Origin of the sequence: Streptosporangium longisporum, assembly GCF_039534895.1 — a bacterium.
In the GTDB taxonomy this organism is placed as follows: Bacteria; Actinomycetota; Actinomycetes; order Streptosporangiales; family Streptosporangiaceae; genus Streptosporangium; species Streptosporangium longisporum.
The window spans coordinates 1-23678 of record NZ_BAAAWD010000004.1 but is presented as its reverse complement, the minus strand read 5'-3'; the positions used below and the strand labels follow the sequence as shown (position 1 = coordinate 23678).

The following is a 23678-nucleotide window of genomic DNA, read 5'->3' as shown; positions in this document are numbered from 1 at the left end:
ACTCGGCACCGGCGGAGTACGCTGGCGTACCACCGGACGTGGATCCCGCCCCGGCTCCCGCTTCGGATGCCTGAAACCCCCGTCCGGCCCGTGTAGCCGTCTCGACAACCCAGGATCGAGCCTCCATGCAGTCCGACATCGACGCCCAGCTCAACAACTTCTTCGAGGACGCTCCCGCTCGGGAATTCGACGTGGTGCTCCGTGGCTTTGACCGGCACCAGGTGCACGACCATCTGAAGCAGGTCGACGGCGAGCTGCGGCAGGCCCGGGAGCAGGTTCAGGCCCTGCAGCGGGAACTGTCCGACTCGCAGAGGCAGCTCCAGGAGCAGGAGCGCCCGACCTACTCCGGCCTCGGCGCCCGGATCGAGCAGTTGCTCCGCCTGGCCGAGGAGCAGGCGACCGAGCTGGTGCAGGCCGCCAGGTCGGAGGCGAACGAGATCAAGGCGGCGTCCAAGGTGGAGGCCGCCGACCTGCGCGCCGCCGCCGAGAACGAGGCCGCGGAGAAGCGCGCCCTCGCCACCCGCGAGGTCGAGGAGATGCGCACCAGCGCGGAGCGCGACGCCGAGGAGATCCGCTCGACCTCACGCCGCGAGGCCGACGAGCTGACCGCCACCACCGAGCGCGAGGTCTCCAAGCTGCGCGCCACCGCCGACCACGAGGTGGCCGAGAAGCGCGCCGACGCCGAGCGCGAGATCGCCAAGCTGCGCACCACCACCGAGCGCGAGGTCGCGCAGCTGCGCGCCTCGACCAAGCGCGAGCGCGACGAGGTCCTCACCACGGCCAAGCGCCAGGCCGACGAGATGCGCGCCCAGGCCCAGCGGGTGCTGGAGGAGTCCGAGGCCAAGCGGGCCCAGGACGAGGCGGAGTTCGAGATCCAGCTCGCCGCCCGGCGCGAGGACGCCGAGCGCCAGGAGGCCGAGCGTCACGCCACCGCGCAGGCCGCCACCCAGAAGCTGGTCGCCGAGGCCGAGCAGCGGGCGGCCACCGCCGAGCAGCGGGCCACCCAGGCCACCCAGCAGGCCGAGCAGACCCGCCGCGAGGCGGACACGCACGCCAAGCAGCTGCTGGCCAACGCGCGCAAGAACGCCGACCAGGTCGTGTCGGAGGCCAAGGCGAGCGCCGAGTCCATCGTCTCCGAGGCCAAGGCCGAGTCCGAGCGCAGCCGCTCGGTCGCCCAGCGCCAGGTCGACGAGCTGACCCGCCAGCGCGACAGCATCACCAGCCACCTCGCCCAGCTGCGCCAGCTCCTCGGTGGCGCGCCGCTGCCGCCCGCCGAGCCGGAGCCCGCGATCGCCGCGGCCCCGCCGAAGCCGGCCATTCCGGCCGCGAGCGCCAACGGTGCCGAGAAGCCGGTCCCGGCTCCCGCAAGGGCCGAGACCAAGGACGACGACGCGGAGTGGTGGCAGGAGTAGGGCGGCCGACGGCTCGGGGCGTTGACGACGGCTACCGGAGAGCCTGGCGACCATCGCGGTCGCCGGGCTCTCTTCCTGTGCACCCCGCCCGATCCCTCCGGCGTACGGGACCCGTGCCGGTTCCCGCGCCGTTCAGCGGCGGGGTGATCCCCCGCCGAGTTCCGCGACGAAGGCCGACACCGCCCGGTTGAACGCCTCGGGCTGCTCGATCGCGCTGAGGTGACCGGCCTTCTCGATCACCGCCAGCCGCCCGTCGGGGGCGGCCTCGGCCATCGCGTCCGCGACCGCGACCGGGGCGATCTCGTCCTCCTCGCCCACGATCACCAGGACCGGCGCGTCGAGCGCCCGCAGCGTGTCGAAGGAGTCCGGGCGGGCGGCCATGGCCCGCTGCGCCCAGGCGACGGCGACCGGGTGCGCGGCCTGGACCAGCCCGCGCACCCGGCCGGAGACCATCGCCCTGCGCTCCAGCGTGGTCCGCCCGAGCAGGCCGGGCAGCACCTTCTCCACCAGGACGGACGTGCCCTCCCGCAGCACGTCGTCGGCGATCCGCTCGCGGCCGGACCTGGCCTCCTCGGGGTCGGCGCTCGCCTTGGTGTCGGCGAGGATCACCCCCAGCAGGCGGTCGGGGTGGCGGCGGCACAGGGTCATCGTCACGTAACCGCCCATGGACAGGCCGCCGACGACGGCCCGGTCGATGCCCTCGCGGTCCAGCAGCCGGGCGACGTCGTCGGCCATCACGTCCAGGGAGGGCTCGTCCTCGCCCAGCACCGAGCCGCCGAAGCCGCGCAGGTCGGGTGTGATGACCTTGCAGACGTCGGCCAGGCCCTCCCGCTGGGCCAGCCACATGGCCGAGGACAGGGGGAAGGCGTGAAGGAGGACGACCGGAAGTCCCTCACCCGCCGAGCGTGTGTACAGCTGCACGCCCCCCACCGTATTCCCGCGGCCCGTCCCCGGCACCCCCTGATCGCCCGCCGTTCCCGGCGGCGGGGTGATCGCGCCGCCGGTGAACGGGACGGTCCCGCCGATACGGTCACGAAGGTCCCGGCGCGGGCCCGGACCGGGCGGTACTACGGGCCCGCGACCTCGGCGGGCCGGTCGGCCTGATCCGCCTGACCCGTCTGACCGGGCTGGCCCGTCTGGTCGGCCTGACCCGTCTGATCGGGCTGACCTGTCTGGCCGGGCTGGTCGAGCTGGCCTGTCTGGTCGAGCTGGCCGGGCTGGTCGGCGACCTCGGTGGGCAGGGGGTGGGCCGCCGGGTTCACCCGCCGGACGATCTCGTCGAGCACGATCCGCACGTACGGCTCGCCGACCCACAGGTGCTTGGCGTCGTCCACCCCGACGACCTCGGCCTGCGGCACCCGGGCGAACCGCTCGTGGGCCTCCTGCGGGCGGAGGTAGTCGTCGAACTCCGGCACCAGCGCGACCAGCGGCCGGCCGAACCGCGCCCAGGCATCGAGGTCGGCGTCGCCCGCCCGGCGCAGCGGCGGGGAGAGCAGGATCGCGCCCTGCACCAGCGGGTCGTGCCCCCACCTGAGCGCCAGCTCGGTGCCGAAGGACCAGCCGACCAGCCAGACCCGGGGCAGGTCGTGGAAGTCGGCATACTCCAGCGCGGCGGCGACGTCCAGGCGCTCGTCCTCGCCCTCGGCGAAGGCGCCCTGGGAGGTGCCCCGCTCGGAGGTGGTGCCGCGGGTGTTGAACCGCAGCACGGCCAGGTCCGCGAGAGCCGGAAGCCGGTTGGCCGCCTTCTTGTACACGTGGCTGTCCATCATGCCGCCGTGGGTGGGCAGCGGGTGCAGGCAGACCAGCGTGGCCACCGGGGGCCGGTCGGCCGGGAGGGCCAGCTCGCCGACGAGGGTCAGCCCGTCACCGGTGTGCAGCTCGATCGGCTCCCTGCGCGCCGGCAGCACCGTGGAGGCCCTGATCTCCATGTCTCTCCTCAGATCCGCGTCGTCGGTCGTTCAGTATCTGCTGCGGCCGGGGCCGTGCCTGAGCCGGTTGCGCCAGCACGCGCTGTGCCAGTGCCTGCGCTCGTCCTCGCCGCCGGGCCAGGCCGGCCAGCTCACCACGTGCGGCACGCGCGCCCCGATCTCCTGGTCGCAGCCGGGACAGCGGTAGACCTTGTCCGCCGCGCCACCGGTGAGCCTGCGCACCCGCCACTCGCCGTCGGGCCAGTCCTCGGTACGGTCCAGGCCGGGCACGAAGGCGCCCACCGGGCGTGCCGCCCCCTTGCCGTCGCGGTCGAAGGGACCGGCGCGGCGTGCCCTGCGGGGGCTCACGGCCGGTCTCGGAAGCTCCGGACCCCGGCCGCGACGAGCTGCTCCAGCAGCGGCGCGGGCGCGAGGAACGGTTCGCGGTACTCCGCGTAGAGGGCGCGCAGCCCGTCGCGGACGGTCTCCAGGCCGAGCGCGTCGATCGTCTCGAACGGGCCCTGCCGGTAGCCGCAGCCGAGCCGCATGGCGACGTCGATGTCCTCGCAGGTCGCGTATCCGGAGTCGTACATCCGGACGGCGTCGTTGAGGTACGGGTACAGCAGCGCGTCGACCACGAACTCGGCCCGGTCCCGGCACGGCACCGGGACGCGACCGGCGGCCCGGACCAGGCCCTGCACCGCGCGCGCGCGACCCGCGGGTCGGTCAGCACCGTGGAGGCGACCTCGGCGACGCCCTCGCCCACCAGGTGCACCCCGACCAGGCGCTCGGGGTGCGGCAGCCGCGGGGCCAGCTCGATCACCGGGACGCTGGACAGGGCGAGGACCGCCTCGGCCTCCTCCACCGGCGTGATCGTGATGCCCTCATCGGCCAGGCGGGCGGCGAAGGCGTCGCCTCCCTCGCCCAGGACCGCGACCCGCTTCGGCGAGGGCCCGTCCGCGGACGGGTCCGAGGTTCCCGGGGTTCCGGAGGTCCCGGGGGTGCCGGAGGTGTCGGCGTGCTCGCCGGGCCCGTAGAAGCCGCCGCCCGCCTTGCGGCCGAGCAGACCGGCCGAGATCCGCTCGCGCAGGATCGGCGCGGGCGCGTGGCGGCGGTCGCGGCTCTCCTGGAACAGCACGCTCAGCACCTCGTAGGAGGTGTCCAGGCCGATCAGGTCCAGCAGGGCGAAGGGGCCCATCGGCAGCCCCGCGCCGAGCCGCATCGCGGTGTCGATGTCGTCGCGGCCGGCCAGGCCGCTCTCCAGCAGGACGGCGGCGTGGTTGAGGTACGGCAGCAGGAGCCGGTTGACCACGAACCCGGCCCGGTCGCCGACGGTGACCGGGGTCTTGCCGAGCCGCCGCGCCAGGTCCGCCACCTCCTCGGCCAGCCCCTCGTCGGTGACCATCGTGTGGATCACCTCGATCAGCTTCATGACCGGCGCGGGGTTGAAGAAGTGCATGCCGATCACCCGGCCCGGCCGGGTGGTGGTGGCCGCGATCGCGGTGATCGAGAGCGAGGAGGTGTTGGTGGCGAGCACCGCGGACGGCTTGCAGATGCGGTCCAGGTCGGTGAAGACCGCCCGCTTGAAGTCCATGACCTCGGGGACGGCCTCGATCACCAGGTCGGCGTCGGCCAGGTCCTCCAGCGAGGTCGTCAGGGTCACCCTGCCGAGGATCTCCGCGCGGGCCGCCTCGGTCAGCCTGCCCTTGGCGAGCGCGCGTCCGGTGGAGTCCTCCAGGTGACCCCGCCCCCGTGCCAGCGCCTCGGGACCGGCCTCCACGCCGATCACGGAGATCCCGGCGCGGGCGAAACACTCGGCGATCCCGGCGCCCATCGTGCCCAGACCGACCACACCGACCGTCACGAACGTGCTCGTCATCACTCTCCCCACCCTGCCCGCGGAACCCGCTCCGCGTGGCGGACGACCTGCTCCGGCATCGCCACAGTGTCCCAGAGAGGTACCGGCTACCCCAAAAGCCGGTTCCCACCAGTGAACAACACGCGACTACTTGAACGCTGGTTGAGTATCCATTACCGTTTGAGAACATGAGCAGAGGAGGAGCCGTGAAGGAAGAGCTGACACCCCAGGAGGCGCTGCGCCGGATCGGCGAGGTCGACCGGCGCGCCCGGCGCCCGGCGCGCGTCGCCGGGCTGATCTACCTGATCGTCGGCCTGGCCACGATCGTGTACTGGCCGGTCATGAACTTCGGTCCCGACTGGTCCAAGCTGACGGTCGGCCTGCTGTGGCTTCTCCTGACCGTCGCGTCCACCTGGTATCTCGGCAGCATGAGCGTCGAGGACCGCGAGGTCACCTGGGCCGGCAGGCCGACCGGGCCGGTCACGGTCACCTACGTCGGCGCCGTCGCGGTCGTCTTCCTGGTCGGCCTGCTCCTCGTCCCCGACGATCCGGGGACCGGCTGGAAGGCGGCACTGGTCGTGCTGGCGGCCTGCGCGAGCCTGCCTCCCCTCTACGCCGCCTGGCGGGTGCTGCGGGCGGCGCGGTGAGCCACGCGAACGGCACGAACGCGGCGGGTGGCGCGGGTGGCGTGGAAAGCACGACCGGCGCGGGTTCACACCCCCGTCACGAGCTCGACGACGTCATCCACGCGCCCGTCCGGCTCTCGGTCATGGCCGCGCTGGCGGTCACCGACCGGGCCGAGTTCCGCTTCCTGCGCGACACGATAGAGGTCAGCGACTCCCTGCTGTCCAAGCACGTCATCACCCTGGAAGAGGCCGGCTACGTCCGCGTGGAGAAGGCCTTCGTGGGTAAGCGCCCACGCACCTGGCTGGCCCTCACCGACGAGGGCCGCCGGGCGTTCCACGACTACGTCTCCGTGCTGAGGCGTCTCACCGATGGGTCCCCCTCATGATCGAAATTGACGACCTGCACAAACGCTACGGCGACACGACCGCCCTGGACGGGGTGACGTTCTCGGTGCGGCCGGGCGAGATGTTCGGTTTCGTCGGGGCCAACGGCGCCGGCAAGACCACCACGATGCGCATCCTGATGGGCGTGCTGACCGCCGGCTCGGGCACCGTGCGCCGCGACGGCCGGGAACTGACCTTCGAGCACCGCCGCAGGTTCGGCTACATGCCCGAGGAGCGCGGCCTCTACCAGAAGATGAAGGTCGCCGAGCAGATCGAGTACTTCGGAAGGCTCAGCGGCATGGGCGCGGGCGAGGCCAGGAAGGCCACCGGCGACCTGCTGGAGCGGCTCTCGCTCACCGAACGCGCCGGTGACGCGGTGGACACGCTCTCGCTGGGCAACCAGCAGCGCGCGCAGCTCGCGGTGGCGCTGGTGCACCGGCCCGAGGTGCTGGTCCTGGACGAGCCGTTCTCCGGGCTGGACCCGCTGGCCGTCGACGCGCTGGCCGAGGTGCTCACCGAGCGCTGCCGCACGGGCGTGCCGGTGCTCTTCTCCAGCCACCAGCTCGACCTCGTCGAGCGGCTCTGCGACTCGGTCGGCATCATCTCCGCGGGCCGCATGGTGGCCAGCGGCACGACCGAGAGCCTGCGCGACCGCGGCGGGCGCGGCCTGCTCAGGGTCGTCGTCAGGAACGCGGCCCCGGGCTGGACCGCGACCCTGCCGGGAGAGGTCACCGAGAGGGGCGACGAGGTGCTCCTCGCGGGCGTCGACGGCGACGGCCAGGAGGTCCTGCACCTGGCGATCAAGGCCGGGAGGGTCGAGCACTTCGGCTGGCAGCGGCCCACGCTCACCGAGATCTTCCGGGAGGCGGTCGCATGACGCGCCCGGCCACGACCGGCACGAACACGACGACCGCGGGTGCGACGCCCGCGGGTGAGGGGACGGTGCGGCGATGAACGGGCTCTGGCTGGTCGCGCGACGCGAGATCGTCACGCGCGCCCGTACGAAGGCGTTCGTCATCAGCCTGGTGGTGAGCGCCGTGCTGGTCGCGGCGGTCGCCTACCTGCCCACGCTCTTCTCCGGGCCCGACTCCTACACCGTGGGACTCGCCGGGACGCAGTCGCAGGCGCTGCGACCGGCCCTGACCGGCACGGCCGAGGACATGAAGATCACCGTCCGGGACCTGCCCGACGAGAAGGCCGCGCGCGCCGCGCTCACCACGGGCGACCTGGACGCCGCCGTGGTGGACGGCCGCAGGGTGCTCGCCGACGGCGAGGTCGACCGCGAGCTGGGCCTGCTGCTGGAGAACGCCAACAAGACCGTCCAGACCCAGAGGCAGCTGGCCGACGCCGGCCTCGATCCGGCCAAGGTCACCCAGGCCATGCAGGTCGCACCCCTGGAGCAGGTCTCGGTCGGCGCCGACGCCCGTTACGCGGGCGTGCGGACGGGCATCGCGTCCCTGCTGGTCATGGTGCTGTTCTTCCTGCTCATCTACTCCTCCATGTACGTCGCGATGGGGGTGGTCGAGGAGAAGGGCAGCCGGATCGTGGAGATCCTGCTGACCTCGGTCCGTCCCTGGCAGCTGCTGGGCGGCAAGATCGTGGGGCTGGGCGCGCTCGCGCTGGCCAACCTCGTCGTGATCATCGTGGCGGGTCTCGGCGCGGCCGCGGCCACCGGCCTCGCCGCCGACCTGCCCCCGGGCATGACGGGCATCGTGCTCAGTGCCCTGTTCTGGTTCGTCCTGGGTTACGCGTTCTTCGCGGCGCTGGCCGCGGCGCTCGGGTCGCTGGTCTCCCGGCAGGAGGACGCCAACAGCGTCCTGACCCCGATGACGATGCTCATGATGGTCACCTACCTGGTGGCCTACTACGCGGCCGTCCAGCCCAACGGCCCGGTGGCCCGCATCCTGTCGCTGGTGCCGCCGTTCTCCTCCATGGTCATGCCGGTACGGATGGCCGGGGGCCAGGTGCTGGCCTGGGAGATCGCCGTGGCGGCGGTCCTGATGCTCCTGGCGACGGTGGGCACGCTCATGCTCGGCGCGCGCATCTACCGGCGCGCGGTCCTGCGCACCGGCGGGCGCGTCAAGCTCTCCGAGGCGATGCGCTGACGACGCCGCGCTGAGGGCGACTGACGGCGACGCACCGACGAACGCCGCGGAGAAGACGAACACCGCGGAGAAGCGGCGGGCCGCCCTGCCGGCCGGACGGATCACGGGGATCCGGGGACCGTCCGGCCGGTAGGGTTCGGTCATGCGTCTGGTCATCGCGCGGTGCAGCGTGGATTACGTCGGAAAGCTCACCGCCCATCTTCCGATGGCACCCCGGCTCATTCTCATCAAGGCCGACAGCAGCGTCTCCATCCACGCGGACGACCGGGCCTTCAAGCCGCTGAACTGGATGAACCCGCCGTGCAGGCTCCGCGAGGAGGAGGGCACCTGGACGGTCACCCACGGCAAGACCGGCGAGCAGCTGGTCCTCACCATGGAGGAGATCATCCACGACACCAGCCACGAGCTGGGCGTGGACCCGGGCCTGATCAAGGACGGGGTCGAGGCCCACCTGCAGGAGCTGCTGGCCGAGCACATCACCACCCTGGGAGCGGGCTGGACCCTGGTGCGCCGCGAGTACATGACGGCCATCGGGCCGGTCGACATCCTCTGCCGCGACCACACCGGCGCGTCCGTCGCCGTGGAGCTCAAGCGCCGCGCAGGCATCGACGCCGTGGAACAGCTGACCCGCTACCTGGAGCTGATGAACCGCGACCCGCTGCTCGCCCCGGTCAGCGGCGTCCTGGCCGCGCAGAGCATCGCCCCGCAGGCCAAGACACTGGCCACCGACCGTGGCATCCGCTGCGTGACCCTCGACTACGACGGGCTGCGCGGCATCGAGCGCAACGACACGCTGTTCTGAGCGTTCCGGGCGTTCCGGGCGTCGAGGAGACCGCGGATCACGCCCGCCCGGCGGGGACGTTCCCACCGGTGCGGGCGTGACGGGAGTGCGGGCTCAGGCCCCCGCGGCGCGGACGTGCCGGGCGGGGCCCGTGGTCACCAGCCGCCGTAGGGGACGGTGATCACTTCCATGCCGTGCCTGTCGGGGTCGAGGAAGTAGAAACCCCGTCCGCCGTCGTTGTGGTTGATCTCGTTCGGGCGGGAGAGCCGGGGATCCGGGTAGTAGGTGACCCCGGCCGCCTTGACCCGTTCGAGGATCTCGTCGAACTCGTCCTCGCCGACCAGGAACGCGTAGTGATGCTCCGTGATCGTCTCCTGGTCGCTGGTCGCGAAGTCCAGGGTGACGCCGTTGGCCGTCTCCACCGGGAGGAACGGGCCCCACTGCCTGCCGACCTTCAACCCGAGGACGTAGGCCAGGAACTCGGCGGAGACCTGCCGGTCCCGGGAGAAGACGATCGTGTGATTGAAATGAACCGCCATGCTGAAATGCCCCCAAAGGCATCCCGGACACCTCGTGCGCCTCACCCGACCGGTGACGACGTTTGATGCCCTCGCAGAGGATACAACGCCGGCCACGGCGAGGCACACGCCCGATCGCGCTCGCCGCTGACGTCCCCCGCCGTGTCCCCCGCCGTGTCCTCCGTTCGGTGGACAACCGGCTCCGTCGAACGTTGGTCCCGCCGCGGCCCCGCCGGCGCGAGGCTGGGGACATGAGCACAGCGGTGAGAGTCAGAGGCCTGACCAAGCGCTACGGCGACGTGCAGGCCGTCGCCGGTATCGACCTCGACATCCACGCGGGCGAGGTCTTCGCGATCCTCGGCCCGAACGGGGCCGGGAAGTCCACCACGGTCGAGATCCTGGAGGGGCACCGCACCAGGGACGCCGGTGAGGTCAGCGTCCTGGGCGTCGATCCCGGCAGCCCCACCCGGGCGTGGCGGTCGCGGATCGGCATCGTGCCGCAGACGGCCGAGGACGTCGCCGAGACGACCGTACGGGAGACCGTCCGGCACTTCGCGCGCTACTACCCGCGGTCCAAGGACCCGGACGAGGTGATCGAGCTGGTCGGGCTGACCGGGAAGGCGAACAGCCGCATCCGGCAGCTCTCCGGTGGCCAGCGGCGCCGGGTGGACGTCGCGCTCGGCGTGATCGGCGCCCCCGACCTGCTCTTCCTGGACGAGCCGACCACCGGGTTCGACCCGGAGGCCCGCAGGCGGTTCTGGGAGCTGATCGAGGGCCTGGCCCGTGACGGCACCACGATCGTGCTGACGACCCACTACCTGGACGAGGCCGAGGCACTGGCCGGCCGGGTGGCGGTGGTCTCCGCGGGACGGATCGTGGCCGAGGGCGATCCCGCGTCCCTGGGCGGCAGGGCCACCGCCAAGGCCGTGGTCGGCTGGTCCGAGGAGGGCGAGCGCCGCTTCCTGGAGACGGACACGCCCACCACGACCGTCCTGGAGCTGACCGGCCGCTTCGACGGCGAGGTCCCCGGGCTGACCGTGACCCGGCCGTCCCTGGAGGACGTCTACCTCGGCCTCATCGGCACCCCGGCCTGACCCCCGTCCCCTTCCCGAACGGCTTCCCGGCCGTCGGACCCGCGCGTCGGCCCAACCGTGCCGACCGACCCGCAAAGGTGCTCCCCCGGATGAACCAGACCCTCGCCCGCCCCGCCGCCCCGCCCGTCGAGACGCGCCAGCCCTCCACCGTCCACCTGGGACTGGCCCGGGCGGCCCTGGAGACCAGGATGTTCTTCCGCGAGAGGGACGCGGTCATCTTCACCTTCGCCTTCCCGATCATCATGCTGGTGCTCTTCGGCTCGATCTTCTCCAGCCAGGTCGAGGGAACCGGCCTGACCGTCTCCCAGCTCTACGTGGCCGGGCTGATCGGCACCGCCGCGATGACGGGGTTCCAGAACCTCGGGATCACCATCGCGATGGACCGCGACAACGGCACGCTCAAGCGGCTGGCCGGAACGCCGCTGCCACGGAGCGCCTACTTCATGGGCAAGGCCCTCACCACCCTGTTCGTCTCCTTTTTCCAGGTCGTCATCCTCCTGGTCATCGGGGTCACGCTGTTCGACCTGCAGCTGCCGTCGGAGGCGTTCAGGTGGTTCACCTTCGCCTGGGTGTTCGTGCTCGGCGTGGTCGGATCGTCGCTGCTCGGTGTCGCGATCAGCGGCCTGCCCCGCTCCGCCAAGAGCGCCGGTGCGGTGATCACGCTGCCGTTCACGGTGCTGCAGTTCATCTCCGGGGTGTTCATCCCGGTCTTCACGCTCCCGTCCTGGCTGGTGAACATCGCCTCGCTCTTCCCGCTCAAGTGGATGTGCCAGGGGTTCCGGTCGGTCTTCCTGGGTGACGCCGGTGCCACACTGGAGCTTGCGAACTCCTACGAGCTGGACCGGGTCGCCCTGGTTCTGGGAGCCTGGACCGTCGGAGGACTGGTGCTGTGCCTGATGACGTTCCGCTGGAAGAGCCGTCGCGACGGATGAGAGCCGACGACCGCGCCGAGCCCCTCCTTCGGGGGGCGGGGGTGCACGCGTGGCGATCGCTTCGCGGGTGGGAGGCGCTCCTGGTCATCGGGACGCTGCTGCCCACCTGGTTCGCGGTCACCTCCGACGCCCCGGCGCAGGTGAAGCTGGTCGTCGGGGGCTGCCTGCTGGCGATCCTCCCGCTCTACCTGCTGCTCGGCCGCCCGGCGATCCTCTCCCGGGACCGCCCGCGCGAGATCGCCTACATCGTCGTCATGATCGCGCTCTTCACCCCCGCCGGGCTGTTCGCGCCGGACGCGACGTTCGCCCTGTTCGGGCTCTGCCCGCAGTGCTTCATCGTCTTCCGTGCCCGGCAGGCGATCGTCGCCGTGATCGCGCTGAACCTCTCCCCGACCGTCCGCTACCTGTTCCTGACGTCGGAGCCGTTCAACTTCCTGATGGTGATGACCATCATCATCTTCTTCTCCAGCATCTTCGGCGTCTGGATCGAGAAGATCACTACGCAGAGCGAGGACCGAGCCATGCTCATCGAACAGCTGGAGAGCAGCCGGGCCCAGGTGGCCACGCTCTCGGCCGAGCGCGGGGCCCAGACCGAGCGCGAACGGCTGGCCGGGGAGATCCACGACACCCTGGCCCAGGGCTTCACCAGCATCATCATGCTGATCCAGGCGGCCGAGGCGCAGCGGGACCCGTCCCGGCACCTGGCACTGGCCGTCCAGACCGCGCGGGAGAACCTCGCCGAGGCCCGGCTGCTGGTCACCACGCTGAGCCCGGCCCCGCTGGACGGCTCCACCCTGGACGAGGCACTGGAGCGGCTGACGGGCCGGCTCGGCGAGGAGACGGGGTTGTCCGCCCGCTTCGAGGTGTCGGGGACGTCCCGGGCGCTGAGCGCGCCGGTCGAGGTGGTGCTCGTCCGCGTCCTGCAGGAGGGTCTGGCCAACGTGCGCAGGCACGCGGCCGCCGAGTCGGTCGCCGTGTCGATCTCCTACCGGGAGGAGTCGGTCCGCCTGGAGGTGCGCGACGACGGGCGCGGTCTCGACCCGTCCGTCTCCCGGGGGTACGGCCTGCGCGGCATGCGCGGCCGCGTCGAGCAGGTCGGCGGGACCGTGGCGGTGACCGGCCCGCCGGGCGGCGGGACCACGCTGGAGGTGATCGTCCCCACCGGCCCGACCGGCACGACCGGCCCGACCGGCACGACCGGCCGGACCGGCACCACCGAACGACCCGGCATCACCGAACGGCCTGACACGGCCGAACGGCCTGACACGACCGGCCGTACCGGCACGGCCGGATGCGCCGAGCGGGCCGGCACGACCGGCCCGGTCCGCGCGGCCGGGCGGGCCGACCGGCTCGGCGGGAGAGGGTGACGGATGCTCCAGGTGATGATCGTCGACGACCACCCGGTGGTCCGTGAGGGGCTGCGGGGGATGCTGGAGGCCGATCCCGGGATCACGGTCGTGGGCGAGGCCTCGTCCGGGGACGAGGCGGTCGTGCGGGCCGCGGCGATCCGCCCCGACGTGATCCTGATGGACCTGCGGATGCCCGACGGGGACGGGGTGAGCGCCATCCCCCGCATCCTGGCCGACCGGCCGGAGAGCCGGGTGATCGTGCTGACCACCTACGAGACGGACACCGACATCGTCCGGGCGGTCGAGGCAGGTGCCGCGGGATACCTGCTGAAGGACACCTCCCGGGCGGACCTGCTGGCCGCGATCCGTTCCGCGGCGCGCGGGGAGACCGTGCTCTCCCCGTCGGTGGCGACGAGGCTGGTCACCCGGATGCGGGCACCGGTGACCGAGTCGCTCTCGCCGCGCGAGACCGAGGTGCTCTCCCTGGTGGCCAGGGGGATGACCAACGCGGAGATCGGCAGGGCCCTGTTCATCAGCGAGACCACCGTCAAGACCCACCTGCTGCGCACCTTCGGCAAGCTCGGCGTCTCCGACCGCACCGCCGCCGTCACCACGGCCATGGACCGGGGCCTGCTCACCCGCTGACGTCCCTACCGTGAGGGCTCCCGCTCCCGGCCGACCGCGCGGGACGGACATCGAGCCACCGCAGGCACCGGACGAGCCGGACGGGCCGGTCCCGGTGTACCGGACGGCGGCATCGGGTCTATCGTGAGCGCACCGTGTCCGCACGGCTCGTCGCGTCTCGCGGGTGGCGGGCGTCCCGCCCTGGTGGCGGGCGTCCCCGCCGCCGAAGGCGTGCCGCCCGCGCGGGCATCCGCCACGGCGCAGAGGAGACGACCTTGACCACGGTGACCGGACAGCGCACCTTCGACTCCCTGGACCCCGCCACCGGCGCCGTCGTCGGCACCCATCCGATCCAGGACGCCGCCGCGGTGCGCGCCGCCGTGGCCGAGGCGGAGGTCGCCGCCGCCTGGTGGGCGGGGCTGGGCCCGGCCGGGCGCAGGCGGCGGCTGCTCGACTACAAGGCTGTCCTCACCCGGGACCTGTCCAGGATCGCCGACGTGGTCCACGCCGAGACCGGCAAGCCCAAGGGGGACGCCGTCCTGGAGGTCGTCCTGGCCGTCACCCACCTGGACTGGGCCGCCAGGAACGCCCACCGGGTGCTCGGGCGGCGGCGGGTCTCCCCCGGCCTGGTCGGGGCGAACATCGCGGCCACCCTGGAGTACCTGCCGCTGGGCGTGGTCGGGGTGATCGGGCCGTGGAACTACCCGGTGTTCACCCCCATGGGGTCGATCGCCTACGCGCTGGCCGCGGGGAACGCGGTGGTGTTCAAGCCGAGCGAGCTGACCCCGGGCGTGGGGGTGCTGCTGGCCGCGCTGTTCGCCGAGGCCGTACCGGAGCACCGGGTCCTGCGGACCGTGACCGGGCTGGGCGAGACCGGTGCGGCGCTGGCCTCCGACCCCGGGGTGAGCAAGATCGCCTTCACCGGCTCGACGGCCACCGCCAAGCGGGTGATGGCCGCCTGCGCGACGAACCTGACGCCGATGGTCGCCGAGTGCGGCGGCAAGGACGCGCTGATCGTGGACGCCGACGCCGACCTGCCCGCCGCGGCGGACGCGGCGCTGTGGGGCGCGCTCTCCAACGCGGGCCAGACCTGCGTCGGGGTGGAGCGGATCTACGTGGTGGACGCGGTCTACGACGCCTTCATGAGGGAGCTCACCGACCGGGCCGGGCGGGTGCGGGCCGGTCGCGACTACGGGCCGATCACCATGCCCGCCCAGATCGACGTCATCCGGCGGCACATCGACGACGCGGTCGCCGGCGGCCGGGCCGTGGTGGGCGGGGCCGGCTCGGTGCGGGCGCCCTTCGTCGACCCGGTGATCGTCGAGGACGTGCCGGAGGACTCCGCCGCGGTCCGCGAGGAGACGTTCGGCCCCACGGTGACGGTGAAGCGGGTCGCCGACGTGGAGGAGGCGCTGGAGAAGACCAACGCCACCGCGTACGGGCTGGCCGGGACCGTCTTCTCGGGGAACGCCCGGCGGGCGGTGGAGCTCGCCCGCCGGATGCGGGGCGGGATGACCGCGATCAACTCGGTCATCTCCTTCGCGTCGATCCCTGCGCTGCCGTTCGGCGGGGTCGGCGACTCGGGGTTCGGCCGGATCCACGGCGCGGACGGGCTACGGGAGTTCGCCCGGCCCAAGGCCGTCTCCCGCCAGAGGTTCGCACTGCCCGGGATGAACCTCACCTCGTTCACCCGGGGCGAGAAGGAACTTGACCGGCTGATCAGGCTTGTCACCTTCTTGCACGGACGACGTAAACAATAAAAACCACCCCTTCCACAAAAAGGATCTTGCACCCATAATGGTTAATTCTGGGGGCCAGGATCATGAGGTGGAAGTGATAAAGCGAATGTCCGTCAACCTCACACCGACCCGTGGGAGCTTGACATGAACGGACGGTCATATCGAGGAATGTCGCCGGAGGAGCGTCTGGCGGAACGCCGGGAACGCCTGATCGCCGCGGCGTACGTCCTCTATTCCGACCCCGGATTCCCAGAGACCACGATCGAGAGATTGTGCGCGCGGGCGCGCATCTCCAATCGCGCCTTCTATGAATGCTTCTCCGGGCGCGAGGAACTGATGCAGGCCCTGCACGCACGGTGCATTCAGGAGACCCTGGAGTCGATGTACAAGGCCATCGACCAGGTTCCGGACACCCTGGCCGACCGGGTCGAGGCCGGGGTGACCGAGTACATCCGCTTCGTCACCGAGGACAGGCGCCGGGCGCGGATCCTGCACATGGAGGTACGCCGGGCGGGCGACTGCCTGATCACCTCCCGGCAGCTGGGCGTGGCGGGCTTCGTCGACGCGATCAAGGCGAACGTCGCCGACCTGCCGGAGGCCACCAAGGCCAACCAGCACCTGCTGGCGCTGGGCATGATAGGAGCGGTCCAGGAACTGCTCATCGAGTGGGTCCTGTCCGACGACCCCCCGCCGGTCGAGAGCCTGATCAGCACCGCGATCCACATCTTCCGGCGGTCCTTCGTGACCTGAGGCGGACCGCGGCCCCCGGAGATCCGAGGGGGACGCGTGACCTACCGGGGCCCGGCGAGACCGGAACGGGCCCCGGGGACGAACCCGGGACGAACCGGGACCGGGCGGGAACGCCGGGCCGGCCGACCAGACCAGGCCCGATCAGGCCCGACCAGGCCGTCGCCGTCGATCAGGCCATCGCCGCCACCGGGAGCTCCACGGTGAGGACCCGGTTGAGGCGGGTCACCGCCAGCACCCGCATGATCCTCGGGGGCACGCCCCTGAGGATGAGGCGGCGTTCCGCGCTCAGGGCCCGGCGGTGCGTGCCCACGAGCACGCCCAGACCGGTGGCGTCGATCATTTCCAGTTCGGAAAGATCCACTATCAGATCGCCGTTCCCGGTGTCGACCGCCTCGTGCAGCCGTGGCCGCACTCCGGCGACGGTTCCCACGTCGAGACGGTTTCCGACATCGACCACCTGGGCCTGGGAATTGCCGGGGACGCGCATGCCTCCTCCTCACGCCTGACCGCGCTGCGGACGCGGCCGGGCACAGCGGCGGTGCGTCATCCTGACCGACGGATCACGCACCGCATTCGTACGACGTCACGGCATGCAAGAAGGCGCGAACCTCCTCCACCATCACATTCACCCTTCCTACCACCATGATGGTTCCTTGCCCGAAATGCGAAATAAAACGCGGCTCGTAACGGATTCCTTGACGATCCCTTGACCGGCCGGCCCCGAACAGCCCCGGCCAGGGAACGGGACCCCCTACGGGCGGGGAGGCAGCGCCGGGCGCCCGCGGGACGGCCGGGTGGCCCGGTCGGGCGGGGCCGCGGCCGGGCGCTCGTCCAGCGCGGCCAGCGCGAGCCGTACCGCCTCCTCGATCTGCGGGTCCCGTCCGGCCGCCCAGTCCTCCGGGGCGATGTCGACCTCGACGTCGGGGTCCACCCCGTGGTTCTCCACCCCCCAGCCGAGCCCCTCGAACCAGAAGGAGAACCGGGGGACGGTGATGTGCGAGCCGTCGACCAGCCGGTGGGGGTCCTCGATGCCGATCACACCGCCCCAGGTCCGGGTGCCCACCACCGGGCCGAGCCGGTGGAGCTTGAAGGCCGCGGTGACGATGTCGCCGTCGGAGCCGGCGCTCTGGTCGGTGACCGCGACCAGCGGACCGCGCGGCGCGTCCTCGGGGTAGGTGATCGGCGCCATGCCCCTGGGCAGGTCCCAGGCGATGACCCGGCGCAGCAGCTTCTCGACGACCAGCTCCGAGGTGTGGCCGCCCCGGTTGGCCCGCAGGTCCACCACCAGGCCCTCGAAGCGCATCTCCCGGCGCATGTCCCGGTGGAACTGCGCCCAGCCCTCGGCGACCATGTCGGGGATGTGCAGGTAGCCCAGGCGCCCGCCGCCGAGCTCCCTGACCCGCGACCGGCACCCGGCCACCCAGTGCTGGTAGCGCAGCCGCCGGTCGTCGCGCAGCGGCGTGACCACCGCCCGGCGGCCACCGTCCAATGTCAGCTCGACGGGCTTGTCCGCCGCCCCCACCAGCAGGCGCGCCGGCCCCTGCGGCGGCACCGGACGGCCGTCGACGGCCAGCAGCGCCTCTCCCGGCCGCACGCCCGCCCCGGGGACGGCCAGCGGCGAGCGGGCGTGCACGTCGGAGGACTCGGGCGGCAGCACCCGGTCCACCCGCCAGCGGCCGTCCTCGCCCCTGGACAGGTCGGCGCCGAGCAGCCCGACCGGTTCGGACGCCGGATGCCCCCACGGGGCGGCGTAGACGTAGGCGTGCGAGCTGCCCAGCTCCCCCATGACCTCCCAGAGCAGGTCGGCGAAGTCGTCGGCGGTGGCGACGCGGTCCACCAGCGGCCGGTACTCCTCCAGCACGCCGTCCCAGTCCACGCCGGCCATGTCCTCGACCCAGAAGTCGGCCCGCATCCTGCGGCCCATCTGGGCGTAGGCGTGCCGCCGCAGGGCCCGCGGGTCGGCGGTGATCCGGATCCTGGACAGGTCGACGGTCGTGTCGTCGCCGTTCTTGCCGCCCGGCTTGCCGTCGGCCGGGCGGACCGTGAGCGTGCCCTTGTCGCTGACGACGAGCTGGGTGCCGTCACCGCTCACCCGGTACCAGTCGAGCTTGTCGACGACCTCGTCGCACGTGCGCTTGAGGAGGTCGTAGCGGTCGAGAGCGGGGCGGGGCGGCTCGCCCCCCACCTGGTCGCGGTCCTCGCCGAGCTCCCCGGCCAGCGGCTCGCGCAGCCAGGTGAACCCGCCCTTGACCGCCCGCAGGTCCGAGTAGCGGCCCTCGGGCACCGGCACCTGGACGACCCTGCCCCCGATGCCCTCCAGATCCACGGTGATCGCGCTCTCCGCCTCCCCGCCCTCGTCCTGCCGGGCGCTGGAGGCGGCCCGGCCCTCGGCGCTGGGCGCGAACGGGGAGGGCGTGGTGGCCGACAGCGGCACCAGGTAGGGCCGGTAGCCGAAGGGGAAGGACATGTCGAAGGAGTGCGCGTCGTAGACCGGGTCGAACCCGCGGCGCGACAGGAACGCCAGGTAGTCCCCGGTGAACGCGGGCGAGACGTCCGTGAAGCGCCCGTCGGTGACGTCGGTCACGGTCCGGTCCGCCACCCGGGCCAGCCTGATCCGGCGCAGCTGGGGGCCGTCCGGGTGCGACCAGGCCAGCCAGGCCGAGTCCGGCGACCAGGCGAGGTCGCGGATCTCGCCGTCCGCCCTGGCCAGCTCCACGACCTCCCCGGAGGCCACGTCGACCAGGGACAACCGGCCCGTCCCTGGCGGTCGCCGCGATCGTGTTCCCGTCGGGCGCGACCGCCAGGTCGCCGACCTCGCCCAACCGGCCCACGGCGATCCTGCGGCCCTCGCCGCCCCCGGCCGGGACGATCTCCAGCCCCTGCGTCCCGCCGTCGTCGGCGACCCAGACCACCCGGTCGTCACCCAGGACGCGGGGCAGCGCCGCCGACAGGCCCGAGCTGAGCTGCCGGGCCGGGCCGTCCCGGTGGGTGAGCCAGTGCACGCTCCCCTGGACCTCCACCGCGCTGGCCCGCCCGGTCGCGTCCACGGCGAGGTCGTGCAGCCGCCGGGAGACGTTGACCCGGTAGGGCCGCGGCCCGGCCAGCGGGGGAGCCCGGCGTGACGTCGAGCCTGCGGGCCTCGGCATCGAGGCCGTCCAGCAGGTACAGGTCACCGGCGCTCTGGTAGACGATCCTGGTCCCGTCGGTGGCAGGGTGGCGGACGTAGAAGGTCTCGTGGTCGGTGTGACGGCGCAGGCCGCCGCCGTCCGGCTCGCAGGAGTAGAGGTTCCCGACGCCCTCGTGGTCGGAGAGGAACACCAGCCGCCCGCCGACGAGCATCGGGGAGGCGAGGTGGCCGTTCAGACCGGTCAGGATCCGGGTGAAGTCCCCCTCCCCCCCGCCGTACCCACAGGCGTCCCGCCGTGCCGCCCCGGTAGCGTTTCCAGACGGCCGGGTCGCGCGACAGCCCTCCGGTCAGCAGCGCCACCGTGATCCCGGCGTCCCCCGCGCCGTCCCCCTCACGGTTCCTCTCGCCGTCCGCCCCGGTGTCGTCCCCCGCGCCGGGACCGCCGGGGGGCCCGGGCGATCGACAGGTCGTTGACCGGGCCGTACGGCAGCCGCTCGGCGCCTCCCCGCTCGTCGAGGCGGTGGGCCCACACGTGCGACGCGAAGGCGCCGCCGGTCGCGCTGATCGCGAGGATCCCGCCGTCCGCGGTCCAGCCCCGGGTGCGCGTCCGCGCGTCCCCCCAGTAGGTCAGCCGCTCGGACGCCCCCGACCCCAGATCGGCCAGGTAGACCTCGGGAGCCCCGTCCCGGACACCGGTCCAGGCGATCCGGTCGCCGCCGGGCGAGAGGTAGGGGTGGCTCACCGGAGCCCGGTCCGAGGAGAACCTCCAGGCCCGGCCCCCCTCCACCGGGGCCGTCCAGACGTCGTCGTCGGCGACGAACGTCAGCGTGTCACGGGAGAGGTGGGGGAATCGCAGGTAGAAACCAGAAACCATCGGTGAATCATATTGTCCGGGTTGAAATTAAACAGCGCGATTCCCGGCCGATACGCTGAAACGATGACGCGAGCTGACAGAGACAACCCGGTGGTGCTCTCCAAGATCTACACCCGTACCGGGGACGACGGCACGACCGCGCTCGGTGACATGAGCCGGACCCGCAAGACCGACCCGCGCCTGGCCGCCTACGCGGACGTGGAGGAGGCCAACGCGGCGATCGGCGTGGCCCTGTCCGCGGGCTCCCTGGCCGAGGACGTCACCGCCGTCCTGGTCCGGATCCAGAACGAGCTGTTCGACGTCGGGGCCGACCTGTGCTCCCCGGTCGTGGAGAACCCCGAGTTCCCGCCGCTGCGCGTCGAGCCCTCCTACGTCGAGTGGCTGGAGGCGCGCTGCGACGAGTTCAACGAGCGCCTCACGTCGCTGCGCAGCTTCATCCTGCCCGGTGGCCCCCCGGCGGTGGCCGCGCTGCACGTGGCCAGGACCGTGGTCCGGCGGGCCGAGCGGACCGTCTGGTCGGCGCTGGGAGGCCCACGACGACGTCAACCCGCTGACCGCCACGTACCTCAACCGGCTCAGCGACCTGATGTTCATTCTCTGCCGCGTGGGCGGCCGGGGGTGAGGAGATCCTCTGGAAGCCCGGCGGAACCCGCTGAGGGCGATCCTGGGGCCCGCCACGGCCCGTCCCGGCGTCCTGGCCGGAGGGAGTGCCGCTCAGGCCACGTCGAGGTAGGCGCTGGGCGGGGCGGACTCCAGCCAGGCGGACGAAACCCGTCAGGGCCCGGTACCCCATGGCGAGCTCGTAGGCGCTGTCCCCGCTGCGGCACTCGATCGCGGTCACGCCCTCGATGAACCCGTAGAACTCCCCCGGGCCCGACCTTGCGACGCCCGGAAACGACAAGGCCGCGCCTCACGATGACGTGGCGCGGCCTTGGCAGCAGACCTATGAGCGGGATCCAGTTCAGGTGCCCGTCGGCGTAGCGGGCCACACCGACCCGCCACCCTCGCTCCTTGGACAGGGAGCGGAGACAACACAGCACCGATCCTCGCGAGCGGGTCAGGACGAGCACGCGCAGTGCCAGCAGGGCGACGAGGGCGGCGAGCAACCCCACCACGATGAGTACGTCCGTTATCACCATGTCTGCTCGCCCCCAAGAACCCCGTACCGCTAAGAAGCAGAATTTATCCGACTTCTTCCCCGGCCGCGCGCAACCTGGCCCTGGCGCGCTTGGCTCCGGCGGGTCGCGTCCTCTTCTTCCTGGCCGGACTCGACCGAGGACTGAGCCCGCTCCAGCGCGCTCTTGGCCCGCGCGACGTCGACCTCGGAGCCGAGTTCGGCTAGCTCCGCCAGGATCGACACCTCGTCGTCGGCCACCGAGAGGAAGCCTCCGTGGACGGCGGCGACCAGATCCGACTCGCCGTCGCCCCGCTTGACCCTCAGCAGGCCGCCCTCGACGAGAACGCCGATCACGGGCGCGTGTCTGGGCATGATACCGATCTCGCCGTCGACGGTCTTGGCGATGACCATGTCGGCCTCGCCGGACCAGATCTCCCGTTCCGGCGAGACGGACGCCTACTCGCAGCTTCGCCACGTTCTCTCCAGTTCCTTATCGAACCAGGCACCGGTGCGGCCGAGACCGCACCGGTGCCGAAGGCGACTAGCGGGCGAGTTCCTTGGCCTTGGCGACGGCCTGGTCGATGCCGCCCACCATGAAGAACGCCTGCTCGGGCAGGTGGTCGTACTCACCGGCGCACAGACCCTTGAACGAGGCGATGGTCTCGTCCAGCGGGCACGTTCTCCCCGGGCTGGCCGGTGAACGACCTCGGCGGCCGTACATCGGGTGGCGACAGGAAGCGCTCGATGCGGCGGGCCCGGTTGACCGTGACCTTGTCCTCCTCGGAGAGCTCGTCGATACCGAGGATCGCGATGATGTCGCTGCAGTTCCTTGTACTTCTGCAGGATCCGCTTGGTCTCCTGGGCCACGCGGTAGTGCTCCTCGCCGACGATCAGCGGGTCGAGGATCCGCGAGGTGGAGTCGAGCGGGTCCACCGCGGGGTAGATGCCCTTCTCCGAGATCGGCCGCGAGAGCACGGTCTGCGCGTCGAGGTGCGCGAACGCGTTGTGCGGGGCCGGGTCGGTGATGTCGTCCGCGGGGACGTAGATCGCCTGCATCGAGGTGATCGAGTGACCGCGGGTCGAGGTGATGCGCTCCTGGAGAAACACCCATCTCGTCGGCCAGGGTCGGCTGGTAGCCCACCGCGGACGGCATGCGGCCGAGCAGGGTGGAGACCTCGGAGCCGGCCTGGGTGAACCGGAAGATGTTGTCGATGAACAGCAGCACGTCCTGCTTCTGCACGTCGCGGAAGTACTCCGCCATCGTGAGCGCGGAGAGCGCGACCCGCAGACGGGTGCCCGGGGGCTCGTCCATCTGGCCGAAGACGAGGGCGGTGTCCTTGAGGACGTCCGCCTCCTCCATCTCCAGCCCACAGGTCGTTGCCCTCGCGGGTGCGCTCGCCGACGCCGGCGAACACCGAGGTGCCACCGAAGTTGCGGGCGACCCGGCGGATCATCTCCTGGATCAGGACGGTCTTGCCCACGCCCGCACCGCCGAACAGGCCGATCTTGCCGCCCTGCACGTACGGGGCGTGAGCAGGTCGATGACCTTGATGCCGGTGGTCAGCATCTCGGTCCGCGACTCGAGGGTGTCGAAGGAGGGCGAGGGGCGGTGGATGCCCCAGCGCTCGGTGATCTGGAGCGAGGAGGTCTCGACGTCCAGGGACTCGCCCAGGGTGCTCCACACGTGGCCCTTGACGACGTCGCCGACGGGGACCGAGATGGCCGCGCCGGTGTCGGTCACCGGGGCGCCACGGGTGAGGCCGTCGGTGGGCTGCATGGAGATGGCCCGGACGAGGTTGTCACCCAGGTGCTGGGCGACCTCGAGGGTCAGAAGGCGGGTCTGCCCCTGAAGGGCGACCTCCACGGTGAGGGCGTTGTAGATCTCGGGCATCGCCTCGACGGGGAACTCCACGTCGACGACGGGACCGGTGACCCGCGCGACGCGTCCCACGCCGGTCTCAACAGTCTGTGCGGGTCATTTCACTCTTTCCCCGCTGCGGCGTCAGCCAGCGCGTTCGCGCCACCGACGATCTCGCTGATTTCCTGGGTGATCTCGGCCTGGCGGGCCTGGTTCATCTGCTGGGTGAACACGCGGATGAGCTCGTTGGCGTTGTCCGTCGCCGACTTCATGGCCCGGCGGCGGGCGGCGTGCTCGGAGGCCGCCGACTGGAGCAGCGCGCTGAAGATGCGCGACTCCACGTACCTCGGCAGCAGCGAGTCCAGCACCTCTCCGGCGGTGGGCTCGAACCTCGAAGTACGGCAACGGCGTGTCGGGCTTCTCCGGGGTCTCCTCGACCGCCAGGGGAAGGATCCGCTTGACCACGACCTCCTGCGTCAGCATCGAGACGAACTCCGTGGAGACGATGTGGATCTCGTCCACCCCGTCCTCCGCCGAGAACGCCTGGATCAGCGTCTCGGCGATCCTCTTCGCGTCGGCGTAGGAGGGGTTGTCGGAGAACCCGTCCCAGTGCCCGCCCATCT

20 protein-coding genes and 6 pseudogenes are annotated in these 23678 nt (G+C 72.0%); 13 read left to right on the top strand and 13 right to left on the bottom strand.

Features of this window, described 5'->3' with window-relative positions; translation table 11 throughout:
- Nucleotides 1–125: 125 nt before the first annotated feature.
- Complete coding sequence (locus ABD832_RS03225) at nucleotides 126–1412, top strand: DivIVA domain-containing protein (RefSeq protein ID WP_344887999.1); 1287 nt, start codon at nucleotides 126–128, stop codon at nucleotides 1410–1412.
- A 132-nt stretch (nucleotides 1413–1544) separates the two neighbouring features.
- Here the strand turns inward: ABD832_RS03225 and ABD832_RS03220 are convergent, their stop codons facing one another.
- The 4 genes and pseudogenes from ABD832_RS03220 to ABD832_RS03205 all read right to left on the bottom strand — a co-directional run.
- Complete coding sequence (locus ABD832_RS03220) at nucleotides 1545–2333, bottom strand: alpha/beta fold hydrolase (protein ID WP_344887996.1); 789 nt, start codon at nucleotides 2331–2333, stop codon at nucleotides 1545–1547.
- 308 nt (nucleotides 2334–2641) lie between these two features.
- Nucleotides 2642–3340, bottom strand: a pseudogene (locus tag ABD832_RS03215) (alpha/beta hydrolase); the annotation flags it as partial.
- Nucleotides 3341–3684: 344 nt separating this feature from the next.
- Entirely contained in the window at nucleotides 3685–3912 is a 228-nt protein-coding gene (locus tag ABD832_RS03210; RefSeq protein WP_344888576.1) for a 3-hydroxyacyl-CoA dehydrogenase family protein, read from the bottom strand.
- 500 nt (nucleotides 3913–4412) lie between these two features.
- Nucleotides 4413–5153 (bottom strand): annotated as a pseudogene (locus ABD832_RS03205) (3-hydroxyacyl-CoA dehydrogenase family protein); the annotation flags it as partial.
- A gap of 230 nt (nucleotides 5154–5383) precedes the next feature.
- Between ABD832_RS03205 and ABD832_RS03200 the strand changes: the two are divergent.
- The 5 genes from ABD832_RS03200 to nucS all read left to right on the top strand — a co-directional run bounded on the left by ABD832_RS03200 (nucleotide 5384) and on the right by nucS (nucleotide 9094).
- On the top strand, nucleotides 5384–5824 hold the full coding sequence (locus ABD832_RS03200) for a hypothetical protein (RefSeq protein ID WP_344887993.1): 441 nt from the start codon (nucleotides 5384–5386) through the stop codon (nucleotides 5822–5824).
- 41 nt (nucleotides 5825–5865) lie between these two features.
- Nucleotides 5866–6189, top strand: a complete 324-nt coding sequence (locus ABD832_RS03195; RefSeq protein ID WP_344887990.1) for a winged helix-turn-helix domain-containing protein — start codon at nucleotides 5866–5868, stop codon at nucleotides 6187–6189.
- Nucleotides 6186–7064, top strand: a complete 879-nt coding sequence (locus ABD832_RS03190) for an ABC transporter ATP-binding protein (RefSeq protein WP_344887987.1) — start codon at nucleotides 6186–6188, stop codon at nucleotides 7062–7064. The genes ABD832_RS03195 and ABD832_RS03190 overlap by 4 nt, the downstream gene beginning before the upstream one ends.
- Before the next feature lie 73 nt (nucleotides 7065–7137).
- Entirely contained in the window at nucleotides 7138–8292 is a 1155-nt protein-coding gene (locus tag ABD832_RS03185) for an ABC transporter permease (RefSeq protein WP_344887984.1), read from the top strand.
- Between the two features lie 142 nt (nucleotides 8293–8434).
- The gene (nucS, locus tag ABD832_RS03180) at nucleotides 8435–9094 is read left to right on the top strand and encodes an endonuclease NucS (protein WP_344887981.1); all 660 of its coding nucleotides are present in this window, start codon (nucleotides 8435–8437) and stop codon (nucleotides 9092–9094) included.
- Between the two features lie 134 nt (nucleotides 9095–9228).
- Here nucS and ABD832_RS03175 read toward each other — a convergent pair whose 3' ends face one another.
- A complete protein-coding gene (locus ABD832_RS03175) occupies nucleotides 9229–9612 on the bottom strand; it encodes a VOC family protein (RefSeq protein ID WP_344887978.1) in 384 nt (127 codons plus the stop codon).
- 230 nt (nucleotides 9613–9842) lie between these two features.
- On the opposite strand from ABD832_RS03175, the gene ABD832_RS03170 reads away from it, so the two are divergent.
- From ABD832_RS03170 to ABD832_RS03145, 6 genes are all read left to right on the top strand, one after another.
- Nucleotides 9843–10685 (top strand): ABC transporter ATP-binding protein, encoded by an 843-nt coding sequence (locus ABD832_RS03170; protein WP_344887975.1) that lies wholly within the window; start codon nucleotides 9843–9845, stop codon nucleotides 10683–10685.
- An 89-nt stretch (nucleotides 10686–10774) separates the two neighbouring features.
- Entirely contained in the window at nucleotides 10775–11617 is an 843-nt protein-coding gene (locus ABD832_RS03165) for an ABC transporter permease (RefSeq protein ID WP_344887972.1), read from the top strand.
- Between the two features lie 41 nt (nucleotides 11618–11658).
- Complete coding sequence (locus ABD832_RS03160; RefSeq protein ID WP_344887969.1) at nucleotides 11659–12984, top strand: sensor histidine kinase; 1326 nt, start codon at nucleotides 11659–11661, stop codon at nucleotides 12982–12984.
- Between the two features lie 3 nt (nucleotides 12985–12987).
- Nucleotides 12988–13611: a response regulator gene (locus ABD832_RS03155; protein WP_344887966.1), complete on the top strand. Its 624-nt coding sequence runs from the start codon at nucleotides 12988–12990 to the stop codon at nucleotides 13609–13611.
- Between the two features lie 263 nt (nucleotides 13612–13874).
- On the top strand, nucleotides 13875–15350 hold the full coding sequence (locus ABD832_RS03150) for an aldehyde dehydrogenase family protein (protein ID WP_425582567.1): 1476 nt from the start codon (nucleotides 13875–13877) through the stop codon (nucleotides 15348–15350).
- Between the two features lie 123 nt (nucleotides 15351–15473).
- Nucleotides 15474–16079, top strand: a complete 606-nt coding sequence (locus ABD832_RS03145; protein WP_344887960.1) for a TetR/AcrR family transcriptional regulator — start codon at nucleotides 15474–15476, stop codon at nucleotides 16077–16079.
- A gap of 169 nt (nucleotides 16080–16248) precedes the next feature.
- Here ABD832_RS03145 and ABD832_RS03140 read toward each other — a convergent pair whose 3' ends face one another.
- The 4 genes from ABD832_RS03140 to ABD832_RS03125 form a co-directional block, all read right to left on the bottom strand.
- Nucleotides 16249–16566, bottom strand: coding sequence for an STAS domain-containing protein (locus ABD832_RS03140; protein ID WP_344887958.1), 318 nt, complete (start codon nucleotides 16564–16566; stop codon nucleotides 16249–16251).
- 264 nt (nucleotides 16567–16830) lie between these two features.
- Nucleotides 16831–18828 (bottom strand): S41 family peptidase, encoded by a 1998-nt coding sequence (locus tag ABD832_RS03135; protein WP_344887955.1) that lies wholly within the window; start codon nucleotides 18826–18828, stop codon nucleotides 16831–16833.
- 170 nt (nucleotides 18829–18998) lie between these two features.
- Nucleotides 18999–19418 (bottom strand): hypothetical protein, encoded by a 420-nt coding sequence (locus tag ABD832_RS03130; protein WP_344887952.1) that lies wholly within the window; start codon nucleotides 19416–19418, stop codon nucleotides 18999–19001.
- 179 nt (nucleotides 19419–19597) lie between these two features.
- On the bottom strand, nucleotides 19598–20080 hold the full coding sequence (locus ABD832_RS03125; protein ID WP_344887949.1) for a hypothetical protein: 483 nt from the start codon (nucleotides 20078–20080) through the stop codon (nucleotides 19598–19600).
- A gap of 63 nt (nucleotides 20081–20143) precedes the next feature.
- Here ABD832_RS03125 and ABD832_RS03120 point away from each other — a divergent pair.
- A pseudogene (locus ABD832_RS03120) lies at nucleotides 20144–20736 on the top strand (cob(I)yrinic acid a,c-diamide adenosyltransferase).
- Between the two features lie 273 nt (nucleotides 20737–21009).
- Here ABD832_RS03120 and ABD832_RS03115 read toward each other — a convergent pair.
- The 4 genes and pseudogenes from ABD832_RS03115 to ABD832_RS03100 form a co-directional block, all read right to left on the bottom strand.
- Nucleotides 21010–21219, bottom strand: a pseudogene (locus tag ABD832_RS03115) (DUF2550 family protein); the annotation flags it as partial.
- A 29-nt stretch (nucleotides 21220–21248) separates the two neighbouring features.
- Nucleotides 21249–21608: an ATP synthase F1 subunit epsilon gene (gene atpC, locus ABD832_RS03110; RefSeq protein WP_344887946.1), complete on the bottom strand. Its 360-nt coding sequence runs from the start codon at nucleotides 21606–21608 to the stop codon at nucleotides 21249–21251.
- Nucleotides 21609–21738: 130 nt separating this feature from the next.
- Nucleotides 21739–23148, bottom strand: a pseudogene (gene atpD, locus ABD832_RS03105) (F0F1 ATP synthase subunit beta).
- A 29-nt stretch (nucleotides 23149–23177) separates the two neighbouring features.
- Nucleotides 23178–23678 (bottom strand): annotated as a pseudogene (locus ABD832_RS03100) (F0F1 ATP synthase subunit gamma); the annotation flags it as partial.